A 15971-nucleotide genomic window follows, 5' to 3' on the forward strand; every position below is an offset into this window, starting at 1 on the left:
TAAAACCGATAGAGTCATTGTTAAATTGAAATTGAAAAACAGGCTGCAAGTTATCATTACAACAGAAGCAGTTGTGTTTGTCTTTAGAGACATCGATACCGATATAGAACATAAGAATACCACCTTTCAAAAAGAAAATATTGATACTGTAAAACCACAAACTCTTTGCGAATGTAACCTCGTTCTATATAAACCGTCAAGCGGTATCTAACTAATTAACAATTTAACAAAGAGACTGTGGCTAGAGCCTTTTTAAAACCATCAAGTGGTAGGAGGAGATTAACTAATCCACAGTATCTTAATAATAGTATATTACAAAATCCTTGAAGAGGGATGTAAAAAACTACAAATATATTATACGAGGAAGGTATTAAAATGTATATAAATCCAATTATTGAAGGAATTGAGATTTCTGATATTAGAAAAATTCATGAAAGACTAGTAAACTATAAAAATGTGATAAATATGACGATTGGGGAGCCTGATATTGATGTTCCGCAGGAAGTGAAGGAGGCTGTGGCTTATCACGCCTTAAATAGCAGAATAAAATATTCTCCTGTGGGAGGGATGCCTGAATTAAGAGAAAAGATTGCCAAATACTATAATGAGCAGTTTTTGGGAAATTACAATACTCAAAATGTTTTGGTCACAGTTGGTTCTACAGAAGGGCTTGCTTCGGTTTTGAAAACTATTTTAGCAAAAGATGATGAAGTGATTATTCCGACACCTGCGTATGTGGGATATGAGCCATTGATTACGATTTCTGAGGCGAAAACTAAATTTCTTGACTTGGAAGAAAATAATTTTGTTTTGACGAAAGAGATTTTGGAAGAAAATATTACTGATAAGACTAAATTGATAATTTTGACATATCCGAATAATCCATCTGGAATTACGCTTGCGGAAGAAGAAATGGTTAAAATTGTGAAATTTTTGAAAGATAAAAATATTTACTTGATAAGTGATGAAATTTATGCAGCAATTACTTTTGAAAAATTTACTTCCTTTGCAAAATTTTCTGATGAATTGAAGGAACAGCTTATTATAATTAATGGATTTTCAAAATCGCATTCAATGACAGGTTACAGACTAGGGTATATTATTGCTGATGAAAAATTACAGAATCAAGTGAAGAAAGTTAGCCAGTACAACGTAACAAGTGCATCAACATTGTCACAATATGGAGCGATTGTAGCCCTTGATAAATGTTCTGATACAACAAAAATTTCTGAAATTTATAAAAAAAGAGTGGAATATTTTGTAAATGGATTGGAAAAATTAGGTTTTGAATGTCTGAAACCTAAAGGGGCGTTTTATGTTTTTGCAACTTATAAAAATATTGAGAAGTTTAAAAATATGAAATCATTTGATTTTGTTCTTGATTTATTGGAAAAAACGGAACTTGCGATTGTACCTGGAATTACATTTCAAGTGGAGGGATACGTAAGATTTTCAATTGTGCATGATATTCCTGTATTGGAAGAGGCGATTGCAAGGTTGGGAAAATATATAAAAGAAAAGTAGAAATGATAATTTAAAAAAATGGAGAAATTGATGGAAAAAATGGAAAAGAAAAGTTTGAAAAAAGGGGACTTGATACAGTTAAAAATTGCGAATCTTGATACTAAGGGCAGAGCTTACGGATTTTTTGATGAAAATAAAATTTATGTGAATATTAATGCGGCAGAAAATCAAGTTGTTGAAGGAATTTTTGTAAAAAGACGGAGAAAGTATGAACTGATACATTGCAAAATTATTGACTTTGCTGGGAGACAAAATGTGATATATGATGATATTGCAAGACAAAATGGAGGCTGTAACTACCAGTATTACATGTATGATGAACAGCTTGAAATAAAGGCAGAGCATATAAAAAAAGAATTAGATAGAATTATTAAGTATGATTATATTTTTGAAGAGCCTGTTAGAAGTGTAAAGCCTGATAAATATAGAAATAAAATGGAATTTAGTTTTGGAAATGCTGCAAAAGGCGGGCCTATAATTTTAGGGCTTCATAAGCAGAATAGTTTTCACGACATTGTAGAAGTTGATGGGCTGAAATTAATGGATGATAATTTTAATAAAATTTATATTTTTTGTAACGAATTTTGTAAAAAAACAGGCTTTGATTTTTATCATAGGCTAGATCATATAGGTTTTTTTAGAAATCTTGTAATTAGAAAAGCAGAATTCACAAAACAGATTTTGGTAAATATTGTAACAACGACACAAATTAGTGAGATAGAAAAGAAAAAATTTCAAAAGGAATTTAAGGAAGGATTGTTAGCCTTAAATTTGGATGATGGTTTTAAAATTACTGGAATTTTACACACATTTAATGATAATTTTTCGGATATGGTTATTTCTGAAAGTGAAACGATTTTGTATGGAGAACGTGATTTGACAGAGGAAATTTTTGGATTAAAATTTAAAATCAGCCCATACAGTTTTTTTCAGACAAATTCCCAGACAGTAGAAAAATTATACGGAAAAGTCTTAACATATCTTGAAGAAATTGAAAATATTAAAATTGATGAAGCAACAGTTTTTGACTTATTCAGCGGTACTGGTACAATTGGACAAATTGTTTCAAAAAAGGCAAAGCAAGTTTATGGAATCGAATTAGTGCCAGAGGCGGTGGAAAAAGCTAATGAAAATGCAAAATTAAACAGTATCCAGAATGCACATTTTATCGCAGGAGATGTCTTTGCAAAATTAGATGAATTTGACAATGACGGAATCAAGCCAGATATTTTAATTTTGGATCCTCCACGAGCTGGAGTAGGTGAAAAAACTATCACAAAGCTGGTAAAATACAATACTAAAAATATAATTTATGTGTCTTGTAATCCAAAAACTTTGATGACAGATTTGATAAAGTTTGGGGAGTTTGGGTATAGGCTGGTTAGGTGTTCGGTGGTGGATATGTTCCCGGTAACCCAGCATTTGGAGGTTGTGTGTTTGCTGGAAAGGAGAAGTTTTGAATAAAAAAAAGGAATTAGAGAAATTATATTATGATTATTTAGGAAAAAGAAAAAAAACTAAGTTATATTGGTATAAAATAATAGCTAGCACATTTATTTTGACAACTCCTTTAATAATTTTTATTTTAACACAATTTGTTTTTAAACAAAAAGCAGAAGAATTAACGATTGAATGCTATAAATATATAATAGATAAATTAATTAAATTTTTTTCATTAAAAGAAGAATACACTAATGATGTACAAATAATAATAAAAATAATTTTAGAATTTTTTATTTATATAATACCAACTACAGTTGTTGCCATACTATTTATAATGTTTGATGAACAAGAAACAGAAGACATTTTTTCATTTTATATATACTTAAAGGAAAACAATAAAAATATTGAAAATATTTTAGAAGATATTGATAATAAAAACTCAAGTATAATAAAGGTAATGAATAAAGGAACAAAAAAAATTTTAGATGGTGGTATTATTCAAATGTTAATAAGAATTTTTAAATTATTAACATTTATGTTAGTTTTTTTATTTGGAATTGAAGAATTAAATACTGAGAAAATAAAATCTATTATAGATAAATTAATTAATCTTCAAAAAAATTGGAAAGTATTTTTTATTATTGGACTTTTATGGATTGTTATTATAGAAGGTGGAAAAAATATATTGAATATTAATTTTAGAAGAGAAAAAATGTATAATAAAAGAATTAGATGGATAGCAAATTATGAAAAATTAAATTCATACTTATCAAAAATTTTAGAATATGATTTGAATAATAAAAAATTTAAGTACAAGGATAGTATTTCCGTTGAATTAATAGAAGTTCCAGGAATCATAATCTGTAATAAAAATAATAAAAGAAGTATAATAATTACTACAAGTATTGAATATTTAAAATTATTTATGTTTCTAAAAGAGAAAGAAGAGAAAGATAAAATAAATGAAAAGATAGATTGGGAAACAATCATTGAAAATTACAAAAAGTTTGAAAAATCAGATGAAGATAAATTTAAAGATATAAATTATTCATATACAAATAAAGAAATTGCTATAGAAATAAAAATATAAAATTTCCGTTTTTTAATAAAATTAGTATTGAACAAAATATCGACTTATTAGTAAACTCTAACTTAATAAATCGATATTTTTTATTTTAATTAAAATGGATTTTAATCTTTTAGTAATTCCATCGCAGCCCCATAAATATGCTCTGCAGTCAACTCATATTCATTCATCAAAAAGTCCAACGAACCAACTTGTCCAAATCTTTCCTTTATTCCAATTCTTCTTAATTTTGCGTTTCCAGTTTCAGCAATTACCTCGGCAACTGCACTACCTAAACCATTGTGAATGCTGTGATTTTCGCAAGTTACTATTTTCCCTGTTTTTTGTGCATATTTTTTGATTAATTCCTTGTCTATTGGATTTAAAGTGAACATATCTATTACAGCAACACTTATTTTTTCTTTTTCTAATTTTTCTGATGCTTTTATGGCTTCTGATACCATAATCCCGTTAGCAATTAAAGTAATATCAGCCCCATCTTTTAACAAATTTCCTTTTCCAATTTCAAACGTTGAGCCTTTTTCATAAATTGTTGCTGCATTTTTTCTGATTGTTCTAATCCAGTAGAAACCATCTTTTGTGGCAATTTGTTCGAGAATATTTTCAAACATTACAGCATCTGTCATTTCCATCACAACAGTATCAGCAAGTCCTCTCATTATTCCCATGTCTTCAAAGGACATATGCGTACCACCATTGTAAACGGCAGTCACTCCAGCGTCGGAGGCAATTACTTTGATGTTGTTTTTTTGATATGCTCCAGACATAAAGAGCTGATCGAAGCATCTTCGACTTGCAAATGCTGTAAAAGTGTGAGCAAATGGATATTTCCCAGCGATAGACATTCCAGCCGCAATACCAATCATATTTGCTTCCATTATTCCACAATTTATTACTCTTTCAGGATACTCTTTCTGTATTTTGTCCGTTGTAATTGCGTTCATTAAATCAGCTTCAAGAGCTACAATTTCATTGTGTTTTCCCATTAATTCACCAAGTTTGGAAGAATAAACTTTTCGCATTTCTATTTCATCTTTTTTTGGAGTTCCATTATAGATTTTTAACATTTATTCCACCTCACTTTCTAATTTTTTTATCACTTTTTCAATTTCCTGCTTCATTTCATCAGTTAATCTCAAGTGATGAGAATTTTTCATATTTTCAATGTATTTGACACCTTGCCCTTTAATAGTGTCAAGTATTACAAATAGTGGTTTTTCATTGTTTTTACGAGGTACTTTCAAAATATCATACATTTTTTCAATATCATTTCCTTTTACAGTAACAGTATCAAAGCCGAATGTTTTCATTTTTTCCTCAAAAGAGAATGGTTTTATTATTTCATCCAAAGCACCATCTAGCTGCTTTTTGTTGTAATCGAGGAACACAGTTAAATTATTTAAATTATGATGAGCGATAAACTGAAATGCTTCCCAGCACTGTCCTTCATTTATTTCCCCATCTCCAACAATGCAGAATACCCTATTAGACTTTTTATCCATTTGCAAGGCTTTTGCAATTCCTGTAGCAATTGAGATTCCTTGTCCCAGAGAACCTGTTGTTGCGTCAACTCCTTTTGTTTTGAGTCTGTCGGGATGGCTTGGTAAATTTGTTCCATTCTGATTTAACGTATAAATCTCTTCAAGCGGAAAAAATCCTTTTAAGGCTAAAGTTGCGTATAATGCAGGGCCTGCGTGCCCTTTTGACAGCACAAAGTAATCTCTTTCTTCCCAATGTGGATTTTTAGGATTGATATTCATAATGCCGCCATACAGTACCGCCAATATTTCAACGATTGATAAACTTCCGCCATAATGCCCAAATCCTAGATTGGTAAGGGATTTTAATGTGTTTATTCTAATATTGGTAGCTAATTTTTTCATTTCTTTCACTTTTTCATTATAATCACTATTCATTTTTGGCTCCTTCCAAATGATAGTTTTTTTTTTAACATTAATTTATTCTGATTTTTTTGATGATACAAATCCGAAAGCTACTAAAATAGCAGTTATTCCAACAATTATTCCAGAAACTACTATTGGAGATACATATTTTGCCATATTTCCTAATACGATTCCAACTGTTACGAAATCTGCATCAGAGAATGTAGTATTTGCAAATCCTAAATTTCCTAATACTGGTAATAAAATTACAGGTAGGAATGTCAGTAATAGTCCGTTTGCAAAAGCTCCGATTGAAGCTCCTCTTCTACCACCAGTAGCATTTCCAAATACACCTGCTGTCGCTCCACAGAAGAAATGAGGTACAACTCCTGGTAAGATAAGAGTCCATTTTAACATACCAAGTATAAATAATCCAACAATTCCTCCTAAAAAGCTACATAAAAATCCGATTAATACGGCATTTGGTGCATAAGGGAATACAATTGGGCAATCTAATGCGGGTTTTGCATTTGGTACAAGTTTTTCAGAAAATCCAACAAAGGCAGGTACTATTTCTGCAAGGACAAGTCTAACACCTGATAAGATAATATAAACTCCCGCTGCGAATGTTATAGCTTGAATAACTGCAAATACCAAATAATTATCTCCGCCGCTTAGTTCCTTTTCAACATAGCCTTTTCCTGCAACTAATGCCAAGATCAAGTAAATCATCATCATAGTCAATGAGATTGAAATAGAGCTGTCTCTTAAAAAACTCAAGTTTTTAGGCAATTTCATTTCTTCTGTTGATTTTGAACCTTTTCCAACTAAAGAGCCAACAAATCCTGATAAAACATATCCTATTGTACTAAAATGTCCAAATCCAACATCATCGCTTCCAGTAATTTTTCTAACATAAGGTTGTGCCAATGCAGGAAATATTGCCATTACAAGTCCTAATGTCAATGAACCAATGATTACTAGTAAAGGTCCTTGAAATCCTCCAACTTTTAATATTATTCCAATCATACATGCCATATATAAAGTATGGTGTCCTGTCAGGAAAATATATTTTAATTTTGTAAATCTTGCGATAAATATGTTCCAGAACATTCCAAGTGCCATTATTAACGCTGTTATTGTTCCGTATTCTTTTAATGCCAATGAAACAATTGCTTCATTGTTAGGCACTATTCCTTGAACGTGGAATCCTTGTTCAAACATGCTTCCCATAGGTGCTAATGAGTTTACAACCAGTCCTGCTCCTCCACCTAATACCAAAAATCCTAAAATAGTTTTTATTGTACCTTTTACTATGTCTGTAAATGGTTTTTTCTGAACTAATAACCCAATCATTGCTATTAATCCGACTAAAATTGACGGGACTTTTAAAATGTCCACAATAAGAGTTAATAAGCCTTTCATTTTGTCCTCCTAAATTTTACATTTTATTTTTTTGTTTTACTTTTTGAAATAATCTGTTAATTTTTCTTCCAGTTCAGGCATACTTATAATGCTGTCTAAAACAATTAATTTATCAGCTGGAATTGTTGCACTTTCTGCAATATCCTTTCCCATTACAAATACATCTGCTGCTCCAGGAAGTGCTGATGCCAAGTCGGAATGCTCAACTTCAGCTTCTACACCAATTTTTTTAAGAACCTTTTTTATGTTCATTTCCACCATAAAGCTGCTTCCCAATCCTGATCCACAAACTGCCATAATTTTCATAAAAATCTCCTCCTAATTTTTTATTATTTGTTTTCCACTTTTTATCAATATTTTTTTATAATTTTTTCTATTTCTGCATAATTTTTTGAGTTTATAAGTTTTTCAATACTTTCATCATCTTGAAACAATTCAACTAACTTCATAAGTATTTCCATATGACTATCAGCATCCTTAGTTGCCAGCACAAACACCAGCTGAACTTTAGAATCACCATAATATACTGGTTTGTTAAGTTTCAAAAGGCTTACTCCAGTGCCTATTGCTCCTTCTTCGGGCCTTGCGTGTGGCATTGCCAGATTTTCTCTTAGAATGACGTAAAAACCTAGTTTTTCAATGCTTTCTATCATAGCTGTTATGTAATTTGCTGTTATTATATTTTTTTGTAGCAGAGGTTTTCCTGCGATTTTGATACTTTCTTTCCAGTCAGATACTGAATCTATTATTTGTATATTGCCATCAAGTATTTTTTCTAACATATGAGTTCCTTTCTGAAGTATTCTTCCAATTCTTCATATTCAGTTATTTTTGAGATTTTTTCAATAAATTTATATTTTGTAATTAATTCAAATAAGTCATTTAAAATGCCTAGATGCTCTGTCTTGTTGGCAGTTGCAAAACTTAAAAATATGTTTGCGCCTTTTCCATTTGGAAATAGAACTTTTTCTTTTACAACTAATAATGAAATCCCCGTTTTTAATACATTTTCTGAAATTGGTGCGTGCGGAATTGCAATCCCTTCTTCAATAATGATATAAGCGCCGTGCTTTTCAATCATTTTTATCATTTCGCTTATATAGTCATGTCGTATAATTTCATTTTCTTCAAGTATATTTCCTGCCTTAGTTATCGCTTCTCTCCAATCTTTAACTTTATTTATAAACTGAAAATTGTTTTTGTTAAGCATTTTTTTTAAAATAATTCCAACTTCTAATAAATCGTCGATAACTTTATTTCCAAGTTCATTTTTCAAATCATTAATAAGTTTATTTTTATCTATTATAGTTGTATTATTTTTTATTATCTCCATCAGCTGTTTTAGTGAAATTTTTGTTATATTTTTTCGTATTCCGTATTTTGATAAAAGAATAAAATCTTCCTCTTTAAGCAATGGATTTATTTTTACAACAGGAATATCGTAACTTTCTTCCAAGTCAATAGTAGACAAAATTAAATCAATATTCGCATAATTAGGCATTGAAGTTTTTATCAAGTAGTATGGCAAAACATCCACAATATCCAAGTCATAATTTTCCTTGAGGCTCTGCTCAAGCACCTTTGAACTGCCATAACCCAGTCCACAAATTAAAATTACTTTTTTAGTTTTTTCAGAAGTGTTTCTTTCAATGGAAGCCTTTATATGAAAGCCCATAAGAGCAATTTCATCTTCTGGAAACTTTACTTCAAAAAGTCCTTCAATTTCCTTTATAGCTTTATTTACTACATCCAAAATAGGATCTTTTTCTAAAATTAATTCCTGAAAAACCGAATTTGTAATTTGAATATTATTTTTTATTCTATACATAGCAGGCTTTATATGGTACAAAAGTCCGTTATATAGTATTTCATCACGTGTCAAGTCAGTTTTTACAATTTTGCTCACTTTGGAAATCATTTTTTTTATAATCAGTTCCTCGTTTATCCAGTCTTCAAACGAATTATTTTTTAAGCTATTTATATTTATCCCCATTATTAAATCTGTTATTTCAATCAATATCTCAGTCTTTATTTCATTTTTATTCAAAATATTTTTTAAAATTTTTTCAATTTTTTTGTATTCTTCCGTATTAATTAAAAATTTCTTTGCAGTCAAATCATTGCTGTTTTCATAAATTTTCTCAAAATTTAATAAAATTAACACATAAGAAAATATTTTATTATAGCTTTCCTCATTTATATTTAAAAACATCACTTTTTCAATTTCTACAATAAATTTTTTTGTATTTTCAATATTTTTTTGTTTGATATATTTGAAAAAATAACGATAAACCTGTGCCTTTATTACTTTTGAAGAATTTTTATCATTAAGGGAGTCAAATATTTTCTCCAAAAGTTCAATTTTTTTTATGAGAATGTCTCGAAAATTACCATTAAGGCGATAACCATTAGCATTTTTATAAACTAGCTCAATTCCCTGCATTTTAAATTCTTCTGACATTAATTTCAAATCTTTTTTTATTGTTGTTCTGGAAATTTCAAGCTCTTCACATATCTTTGTAATATTAAGTCCTTTTCCATCAAAAAATAATACTAACTTCAAAATATTTATTCTATCTTCTACAGATAACTTATGAATTTTTTCCAAAATCTCAAATAGATTTTTAAAATCCTGATTAGTATCAAGATAAATACTATTTTTAGCCTTTTTAGTAATTTTATAGTCAAGTAACCGTAAAATGCTGTCGATATTATTAATATAATATCTGGCTGCCCTGTCTGAAACTCCATATTTCTCAGATATTGACTTAAAATTATATTTTTTCCCTTTAATAAGGTTATTTAATATTTCAGTTTCCCTATAATTTAACATATTATTCACCTTTCTATAATAAGGATACCTCGAAAATTTGAATAATCAATCTAAATTACATTTCAAAGATATTTGAAAAAATGTTACCATCTGCAATTTTGTTTATAATTTTATTATTTTCTTATTTTTTTTAAGCTTATTAAAAATTACGGAAAAAACATTACTTTAAAAATTGACGTTATAACAAAAATGTGGTATAATAATATTGTGTTAAAAGGATATTTTGGATTTGAACATTACTTTAATCAAATAGGTAAAATGTCAAGAATTATATTTTCAGTGAAAATAAATGGAAGGAATGATAAATATGAAAAAAATATTAGTGTTAGCCATAATGGCTATAGGAATTAGTACAAATGTATTTGCTTGTTCTGGTAATAGTATGATTGAGGATATAATGGCTGATCGAATTATTCGTTCAAAAGAACTGGAAGACATAACAAAAAAAGAAATGAAACTTATTAAAAAATGTCGCCTGGAGGATTCGTTAGCATATAAAATTGCCAGTTCAAAAACTCCAGAAGAAATAACAGAAAAAGAGATGAAACTTATTAAGAAACATGGATATGAATTTTTGCTATCAGATGAATTTAGAAAACAAATAAAAAAAGAGATGAATAAAAATCTTGAAAAAAAGAAATGAGTAGATTTTTATAAGGATTAAAAGTAAAAAGGGTATTTTTTATGAATAAAATCTTTTAAATTTCTTCAAATGAAAAAATATCAAGGAAATTCACTTGACAAGTAAAAGGAAATGATATATAATTAACTAATATGAGCCTTTCCCACAAAGGACCGTTATTCTATAAAATAGAGAATAAAAACAGGAGGAAACAAAGTGAGTAAATACACTGTAATGCAAAAAAAAGAAGAAGTTGTAAGAAACTGGTATGAGATAGACGCAGAAGGAAAAGTGCTTGGAAAACTAGCTACTGAAATCGCAGTTAGATTAATGGGTAAACATAAGCCAAGCTACACACCGCACGTTGACGGAGGAGATTTTGTTATCGTATTAAACGCTGATAAAATTGCTGTAACGGGGAATAAATTATTAGACAAGAAATATTACAGACATAGTGGATATCCAGGTGGATTGAAAGTAAGAAATTTAGAAGAAATGTTACAAAAACAACCTACTGAAGTAATCAGAAAAGCTGTAGAAAGAATGTTGCCTAAAAACAAATTAGGAAGCCAAATGATTAACAGATTGAGATTATTCACAGGAACAGAACATACGCATACAGCGCAAAAACCAGAAAGAATAGAGTTATAGGAGGTAAATTTTCGTGGCAGAAAAAATTCAATATTTAGGAACTGGAAGAAGAAAAACTTCAGTAGCAAGAGTAAGATTAGTACCAGGTGAAACTGGAGTAACAATAAATGGAAAAGATATGAGAGAATATTTTGGTGGAAGAGAAATTTTGGCCAAAATAGTAGAACAACCATTAGAATTAACAGAAACTTTGAACAAATACGGAGTAAAAGTTAATGTAATCGGTGGAGGAAACACAGGGCAAGCAGGAGCAATCAGACATGGTGTTTCAAGAGCTTTATTAGTAGCTGACGCTGAATTAAGAGGAGCTTTAAAAGAAGCAGGATTCTTAACAAGAGATTCAAGAATGGTTGAAAGAAAGAAATACGGGAAAAAGAAAGCAAGAAGAAGCCCACAATTCTCAAAAAGATAATTGTATTATTTTATATGCCCTTGGAAACACTGGTTTTCAGGGGTTTTTATTTTGGAAAAAGTATGGAAAAGTATAGAAATGTATGGCTACAATATACAAGCAATATACAAAATTCTATATCTTTTACAATAAAACTAAATTTAAAAGTTTACTCAAACCCATTAGTATTTAATTAACAGTTTAATATTAAAGGAGTTTGAGTTTACTTTATAGTAATCCTTTTTTCTATTATTTTAATATATAATAATTATATTTTTAATATTTTAATGAAATAAATCAATATTTTCAAAAGGATGTCTTATTTTTTTCTTTAGTTCACTTTTACGTACATATCCATATGTGAAGTCAGGATATGTATTACGGTAATATACAAAAACCCATTCTCCAAAATCCTGTATTTCTCCTACAATATCATTTTGTCCAATTTTTTTTATAATTTTAGATTTTTCACTAGGTTTTTCCATAGTATTTGCAGAATTATTTGGAGATTTCACAGTGTATCCGACAGTAAAATGCCCATCCAATTTTGTATAATATTTTTCTTCCAAAGGCTGCTGGATTATCTGGAATAAAATACATTTTTATCAATCCAAGATAATCACAGTCATGGGAATCTTTCCATTCAATTTTTAATGTTCCTGTTGTTTCAAAAATATTATTCTCATTTCCGCTTGAAATTATGGTTACTTTAGAAGCATTTGAAATAGAGCAAGTTGTAAATAGAATAATAAACATTATTTTTGTCTTTAGAATATTCATAGTTGATCTCGTTAAAAGTCTTAGCATCTGCTCCTTTGATTATTTTGTCTTCAAAATAGACTTTATTATTTTTTATTGAATAATCGGAAAATAACTGTATTCCTGCTAAAATCATAACTACAAATAATAACATTTTTTTCATATTAAACTACCTTCTTTCTTCATTTATTTCTACAAATTTTCAACTTTTAATTCAACTTAATCTTTATTATAAATTACACCTTATATTTTATAAAAGTCTCGATTTTTCTTGGTTAAGAAATCAATTTTTTTATGCAGGAAATATAAGAAAAAGAAATATGTTTTGAAAATTTAAAAAAATGGGGTATAATTAATTTAAATAGATAACTTTAGGAGGACAGATGAAAAAAATAAAATTGTTATTTCTAGTTGTAATTTCAATGATAATTTTTACAGCTTGTGGAAATAAATATAGTGTTGAGAATTTGAAAAAAAATGACAAACTGTTGAAGGAAGCAGTTTTAAAATGTAAGGAAAAACGTGATGAAAAGATTTGTAAAAATGTTGAGCAGGCACAGAATGAGTTGGCATTAGAGGCTTGGAATAAGGTAAAATCTGAAATTAAAGCAAGACTTGATAAGGTTTCAAAAGCAATGGAAGCTGGAGATTTTATGGCGGGTATGAATGAAGTCCCAGAAAAATATTTGAAGTATCAGGCTGATAAGGCTTCAATATCAGTGGAACAATTAAAGGAAATGTCAAAAAAGCTGTTTAATAATTTGACAAAAGGAATGAAAGTTACGAAAAATAGCTATGATATTGAAAATGCAAAAGTTGGGAGAACTGAAACGGGAAGAAATTACGCTATTATTCCTACGACAGTTGCGATGGAAGTCAATGGACAGGTAGTAGAAACGAAAGGTAAATCAATGGCATTTGAAGATGAAAATAAATGGTACATTATTAATTTTGATAAAGATTTTATATTTTTTATCAAAGGCGTGTATCCCGATTTAGCAGAAGTAAAAGTAGATTAGTTAAAAATTTTAGACAATTTAATAAAAAAATACTGGGGAGCAATTTTGCTGAGAATTAAACCCATATAACCTGTACAGATAATGCTGTCGGAGGGAGTATTTTATATAAAATAAGAAATAATTTTAAAGTTGTTTTGCATACCTTTTCAAATTATTTTAGAAAATTTATAAAAATATAGAATCTCCTTGTGATAAGGGGATTTTTTTATACAAAGAAATTTTAAATAAAAAAACAGTTTTAAGGAAAGGGATGATGGATTATGGAAAAAAAAGAAATTAATGCGAGTATTGCAATTCAGGTATTGCCAAATGTTGTCGGAAATGAGGAAATTGTAAGAGTTGTTGATGAAGTTATTGAATTTATTAAAAGCAAAGGGTTAAAAATGAATGTTGCTCCATTTGAAACGACGATAGAAGGGAATTTTGACGAACTTATGGAAATTGTGAAGGAATGTCAAGTTGTGGCTGTGAAGGCAGGAGCTGATGGTGTAATGTCGTATGTAAAAATAAATTATAAACCGAAGGGAGACATTTTAAAGATTGATGAAAAAATTTCAAAATATAACAGATAAAATTGCACCAAGTATTATTATTGCTGTATTATTGATGATTTGGCAAATTTTGTCAATGGTGAACATTATACCAAAATTTATGTTGCCATCGCCATTTGAAGTTGTAAAAGCGTTTGTTTATGATTTTCCACTGCTTATGGAGCATACAAAAATTACTTTGCTTGAAGCATTTTTGGGACTTGGCCTGGGAATAATTCTTGGATTTGCCGTGGCGGTTATTATGGACAGGTTTGAATATGCATATAAAATGATTTATCCTGTTTTGATAATTAGTCAAACAATACCTACAGTTGCGATTGCACCGCTTTTGGTACTTTGGCTGGGATATGGAATATTGCCAAAGATTACGCTTATTGTTATGACTTCGTTTTTTCCGATAACTATTGGGCTTCTGGATGGATTTCGTTCGGCTGACAAGGATATGTTGAATTTATTAAAAACGATGGGAGCAACGCCACTTCAGAACTTTATTCATGTCAAATTGCCAGGCTCATTAGGATATTTTTTCGCAGGGCTTAGAATTTCTGTTTCATATTCTATTATTGGAGCAGTTGTGGCTGAATGGCTCGGTGGATTTAGCGGACTTGGAGTTTATATGACAAGAGTCAGAAAATCGTATTCATTTGATAAGATGTTTGCAGTAATTTTTCTTATTTCTGCAATAAGTCTGCTACTTATGTATCTTGTAAAAAAAATACAGAAATGGTGCATGGTTTGGGAAAAGTAAATTTTTAAATAAAAAAATTCAAAATAAAAAGTGAAAAGAGGTATAAAAAATGAAAAAAATTTCAAAAATCTTAATTTTATGTTTAATCTTGGTTTTGGCTGTTTCGTGTGGAAAATCTAAAAATAATCAGAAAATAAAAATTGTACTGGACTGGGTGCCAAATACTAATCATACAGGACTTTATGTGGCAAAAGACTTGGGATATTTCAAGGAGGAAGGACTGGATGTGGAAATTGTGCAGCCACCTGAAGGGAGTACAACGGCACTTATTGGAGCTGGAGGAGCAGAATTTGGAATAAGTTTTCAGGATACATTGGCAAAATCGTTTGCAAAGGAGAATCCTGTACCAGTAACGGCTGTTGCGGCAATTCTTCAACATAATACATCTGGAATTATTTCATTGAAGGAAAAAGGCATTGATTCGCCAAAAAAACTGGAAGGTAAAAAATATGCCACTTGGGAAGATAATATTGAGCAGGCTATTTTGAAAAAATTAGTAACAGATGATAAAGGTGATTTTTCTAAAGTAAAATTGATCCCTTATACTATAACAGATGTTGTAACTGGCTTAAAGACTGATGTTGATGCTGTCTGGGTTTATTATGCATGGGATGGAATTGCTACAGAAAGGGCAGGACTTCAGACAAATTTTCTAAAAATTCGTGACTATGGAGAGGAACTTGACTATTACAGCCCTGTAATTATCGCAAATAATGACTTTCTGAAAAAAAATCCTGAAATTGCAAAAAAAGTTTTGAAGGCAATAAAAAAAGGGTATGAATACGCAATGAAAAATCCAGAGGAATCAGCAAAAATTTTGGTAAAAAATTCTCCAGAACTAGACATAGACTTGGTAACAGCAAGCCAAAAATGGATTTCTAAAGAATATCAGTCTGATGCAAAGGAATGGGGAATAATTAATGCAAGCCGCTGGAACAGATTTTATGAATGGCTTTACAAAAATAAGGCTGTAGAGCGTGAAATACCAAAGAATTTTGGATATAGTAATGAGTATCTGAAATAGAAAATTTATTA

General features: G+C 29.6%; 20 protein-coding genes and 1 riboswitch. Of the genes, 11 read left to right on the forward strand and 9 right to left on the reverse strand.

Going from position 1 to position 15971, the window contains the following annotated elements; all coding sequences use genetic code 11:
• The 4 genes from K324_RS16200 to K324_RS0102945 form a co-directional block, all read left to right on the forward strand.
• A partial coding sequence (locus K324_RS16200; RefSeq protein ID WP_036095055.1) for a hypothetical protein occupies positions 1-211 on the forward strand: 211 nt, incomplete at its 5' end.
• A 164-nt stretch (positions 212-375) separates the two neighbouring features.
• Complete coding sequence (locus K324_RS0102935; protein WP_026747835.1) at positions 376-1524, forward strand: pyridoxal phosphate-dependent aminotransferase; 1149 nt, start codon at positions 376-378, stop codon at positions 1522-1524.
• A gap of 30 nt (positions 1525-1554) precedes the next feature.
• Positions 1555-2988 carry a 23S rRNA (uracil(1939)-C(5))-methyltransferase RlmD gene (gene rlmD, locus K324_RS0102940; RefSeq protein WP_026747836.1) on the forward strand — a complete coding sequence of 478 codons (1434 nt, stop codon included), beginning with the start codon at positions 1555-1557 and terminating at the stop codon, positions 2986-2988.
• Positions 2981-4057, forward strand: coding sequence for a hypothetical protein (locus K324_RS0102945; RefSeq protein WP_026747837.1), 1077 nt, complete (start codon positions 2981-2983; stop codon positions 4055-4057). The genes rlmD and K324_RS0102945 overlap by 8 nt, the downstream gene beginning before the upstream one ends.
• Before the next feature lie 101 nt (positions 4058-4158).
• On the opposite strand, the gene K324_RS0102950 is transcribed toward K324_RS0102945, so the two are convergent.
• From K324_RS0102950 to K324_RS0102975, 6 genes are read right to left on the reverse strand one after another with little or no spacing between them, the layout of a single operon-like run.
• On the reverse strand, positions 4159-5121 hold the full coding sequence (locus tag K324_RS0102950; RefSeq protein ID WP_026747838.1) for a transketolase family protein: 963 nt from the start codon (positions 5119-5121) through the stop codon (positions 4159-4161).
• Positions 5122-5970 (reverse strand): transketolase, encoded by an 849-nt coding sequence (locus K324_RS0102955; protein WP_026747839.1) that lies wholly within the window; start codon positions 5968-5970, stop codon positions 5122-5124. It lies immediately after the preceding gene.
• Between the two features lie 42 nt (positions 5971-6012).
• The gene (gene ulaA / locus K324_RS0102960) at positions 6013-7362 is read right to left on the reverse strand and encodes a PTS ascorbate transporter subunit IIC (RefSeq protein WP_026747840.1); all 1350 of its coding nucleotides are present in this window, start codon (positions 7360-7362) and stop codon (positions 6013-6015) included.
• Between the two features lie 36 nt (positions 7363-7398).
• The gene (locus K324_RS0102965; RefSeq protein ID WP_026747841.1) at positions 7399-7668 is read right to left on the reverse strand and encodes a PTS sugar transporter subunit IIB; all 270 of its coding nucleotides are present in this window, start codon (positions 7666-7668) and stop codon (positions 7399-7401) included.
• Between the two features lie 44 nt (positions 7669-7712).
• Positions 7713-8144, reverse strand: a complete 432-nt coding sequence (locus K324_RS0102970) for a PTS sugar transporter subunit IIA (RefSeq protein ID WP_026747842.1) — start codon at positions 8142-8144, stop codon at positions 7713-7715.
• On the reverse strand, positions 8138-10195 hold the full coding sequence (locus K324_RS0102975; protein WP_026747843.1) for a BglG family transcription antiterminator: 2058 nt from the start codon (positions 10193-10195) through the stop codon (positions 8138-8140). Before K324_RS0102975 ends, K324_RS0102970 begins: the two co-directional genes overlap by 7 nt.
• Positions 10196-10502: 307 nt before the next feature.
• Between K324_RS0102975 and K324_RS0102980 the strand changes: the two genes are divergently transcribed.
• The 3 genes from K324_RS0102980 to rpsI all read left to right on the forward strand — a co-directional run bounded on the left by K324_RS0102980 (position 10503) and on the right by rpsI (position 11880).
• Positions 10503-10838 (forward strand): hypothetical protein, encoded by a 336-nt coding sequence (locus K324_RS0102980; RefSeq protein ID WP_026747844.1) that lies wholly within the window; start codon positions 10503-10505, stop codon positions 10836-10838.
• 195 nt (positions 10839-11033) lie between these two features.
• The gene (rplM, locus tag K324_RS0102985; protein ID WP_015769248.1) at positions 11034-11468 is read left to right on the forward strand and encodes a 50S ribosomal protein L13; all 435 of its coding nucleotides are present in this window, start codon (positions 11034-11036) and stop codon (positions 11466-11468) included.
• A 13-nt stretch (positions 11469-11481) separates the two neighbouring features.
• The gene (rpsI, locus tag K324_RS0102990; RefSeq protein ID WP_015769247.1) at positions 11482-11880 is read left to right on the forward strand and encodes a 30S ribosomal protein S9; all 399 of its coding nucleotides are present in this window, start codon (positions 11482-11484) and stop codon (positions 11878-11880) included.
• 263 nt (positions 11881-12143) lie between these two features.
• Here rpsI and K324_RS0102995 read toward each other — a convergent pair whose 3' ends face one another.
• The 3 genes from K324_RS0102995 to K324_RS16585 are packed head-to-tail and all read right to left on the reverse strand — an operon-like array spanning position 12144 to position 12781.
• A complete protein-coding gene (locus K324_RS0102995; protein WP_155282929.1) occupies positions 12144-12344 on the reverse strand; it encodes a hypothetical protein in 201 nt (66 codons plus the stop codon).
• A gap of 13 nt (positions 12345-12357) precedes the next feature.
• Positions 12358-12666 carry a hypothetical protein gene (locus tag K324_RS15950; protein ID WP_169720561.1) on the reverse strand — a complete coding sequence of 103 codons (309 nt, stop codon included), beginning with the start codon at positions 12664-12666 and terminating at the stop codon, positions 12358-12360.
• Positions 12569-12781: a DKNYY domain-containing protein gene (locus tag K324_RS16585; RefSeq protein WP_084533536.1), complete on the reverse strand. Its 213-nt coding sequence runs from the start codon at positions 12779-12781 to the stop codon at positions 12569-12571. Before K324_RS16585 ends, K324_RS15950 begins: the two co-directional genes overlap by 98 nt.
• Positions 12782-13001: 220 nt before the next feature.
• Here K324_RS16585 and K324_RS0103005 point away from each other — a divergent pair, with 220 nt between their 5' ends.
• The 4 genes from K324_RS0103005 (at position 13002) to K324_RS0103020 (ending at position 15960) form a co-directional block, all read left to right on the forward strand.
• Positions 13002-13637: an EexN family lipoprotein gene (locus tag K324_RS0103005; protein ID WP_026747847.1), complete on the forward strand. Its 636-nt coding sequence runs from the start codon at positions 13002-13004 to the stop codon at positions 13635-13637.
• Between the two features lie 23 nt (positions 13638-13660).
• Positions 13661-13750: riboswitch (TPP riboswitch) on the forward strand.
• Between the two features lie 147 nt (positions 13751-13897).
• The gene (locus K324_RS0103010) at positions 13898-14209 is read left to right on the forward strand and encodes a thiamine-binding protein (RefSeq protein WP_026747848.1); all 312 of its coding nucleotides are present in this window, start codon (positions 13898-13900) and stop codon (positions 14207-14209) included.
• The gene (locus tag K324_RS0103015; protein ID WP_026747849.1) at positions 14181-14936 is read left to right on the forward strand and encodes an ABC transporter permease; all 756 of its coding nucleotides are present in this window, start codon (positions 14181-14183) and stop codon (positions 14934-14936) included. Before K324_RS0103010 ends, K324_RS0103015 begins: the two co-directional genes overlap by 29 nt.
• A gap of 49 nt (positions 14937-14985) precedes the next feature.
• On the forward strand, positions 14986-15960 hold the full coding sequence (locus tag K324_RS0103020) for an ABC transporter substrate-binding protein (protein WP_026747850.1): 975 nt from the start codon (positions 14986-14988) through the stop codon (positions 15958-15960).
• Positions 15961-15971 lie beyond the last annotated feature (11 nt).

This window comes from Leptotrichia trevisanii DSM 22070, from assembly GCF_000482505.1.
Classification (GTDB): Bacteria; Fusobacteriota; Fusobacteriia; order Fusobacteriales; family Leptotrichiaceae; genus Leptotrichia; species Leptotrichia trevisanii.

Coding starts and splice junctions, on each gene's coding strand:
- K324_RS0102935 (WP_026747835.1), top strand. CDS start 376: ATGTATATAAATCCAATTATTGAAGGAATTGAGATTTCTGATATTAGA.
- rlmD (WP_026747836.1), top strand. CDS start 1,555: ATGGAAAAAATGGAAAAGAAAAGTTTGAAAAAAGGGGACTTGATACAG.
- K324_RS0102950 (WP_026747838.1), bottom strand. CDS start 5,121: ATGTTAAAAATCTATAATGGAACTCCAAAAAAAGATGAAATAGAAATG.
- K324_RS0102955 (WP_026747839.1), bottom strand. CDS start 5,970: ATGAATAGTGATTATAATGAAAAAGTGAAAGAAATGAAAAAATTAGCT.
- ulaA (WP_026747840.1), bottom strand. CDS start 7,362: ATGAAAGGCTTATTAACTCTTATTGTGGACATTTTAAAAGTCCCGTCA.
- K324_RS0102965 (WP_026747841.1), bottom strand. CDS start 7,668: ATGAAAATTATGGCAGTTTGTGGATCAGGATTGGGAAGCAGCTTTATG.
- K324_RS0102970 (WP_026747842.1), bottom strand. CDS start 8,144: ATGTTAGAAAAAATACTTGATGGCAATATACAAATAATAGATTCAGTA.
- K324_RS0102975 (WP_026747843.1), bottom strand. CDS start 10,195: ATGTTAAATTATAGGGAAACTGAAATATTAAATAACCTTATTAAAGGG.
- K324_RS0102980 (WP_026747844.1), top strand. CDS start 10,503: ATGAAAAAAATATTAGTGTTAGCCATAATGGCTATAGGAATTAGTACA.
- K324_RS0102995 (WP_155282929.1), bottom strand. CDS start 12,344: ATGGAAAAACCTAGTGAAAAATCTAAAATTATAAAAAAAATTGGACAA.
- K324_RS15950 (WP_169720561.1), bottom strand. CDS start 12,666: ATGCTAAGACTTTTAACGAGATCAACTATGAATATTCTAAAGACAAAA.
- K324_RS16585 (WP_084533536.1), bottom strand. CDS start 12,781: ATGAAAAAAATGTTATTATTTGTAGTTATGATTTTAGCAGGAATACAG.
- K324_RS0103005 (WP_026747847.1), top strand. CDS start 13,002: ATGAAAAAAATAAAATTGTTATTTCTAGTTGTAATTTCAATGATAATT.
- K324_RS0103010 (WP_026747848.1), top strand. CDS start 13,898: ATGGAAAAAAAAGAAATTAATGCGAGTATTGCAATTCAGGTATTGCCA.
- K324_RS0103015 (WP_026747849.1), top strand. CDS start 14,181: ATGAAAAAATTTCAAAATATAACAGATAAAATTGCACCAAGTATTATT.
- K324_RS0103020 (WP_026747850.1), top strand. CDS start 14,986: ATGAAAAAAATTTCAAAAATCTTAATTTTATGTTTAATCTTGGTTTTG.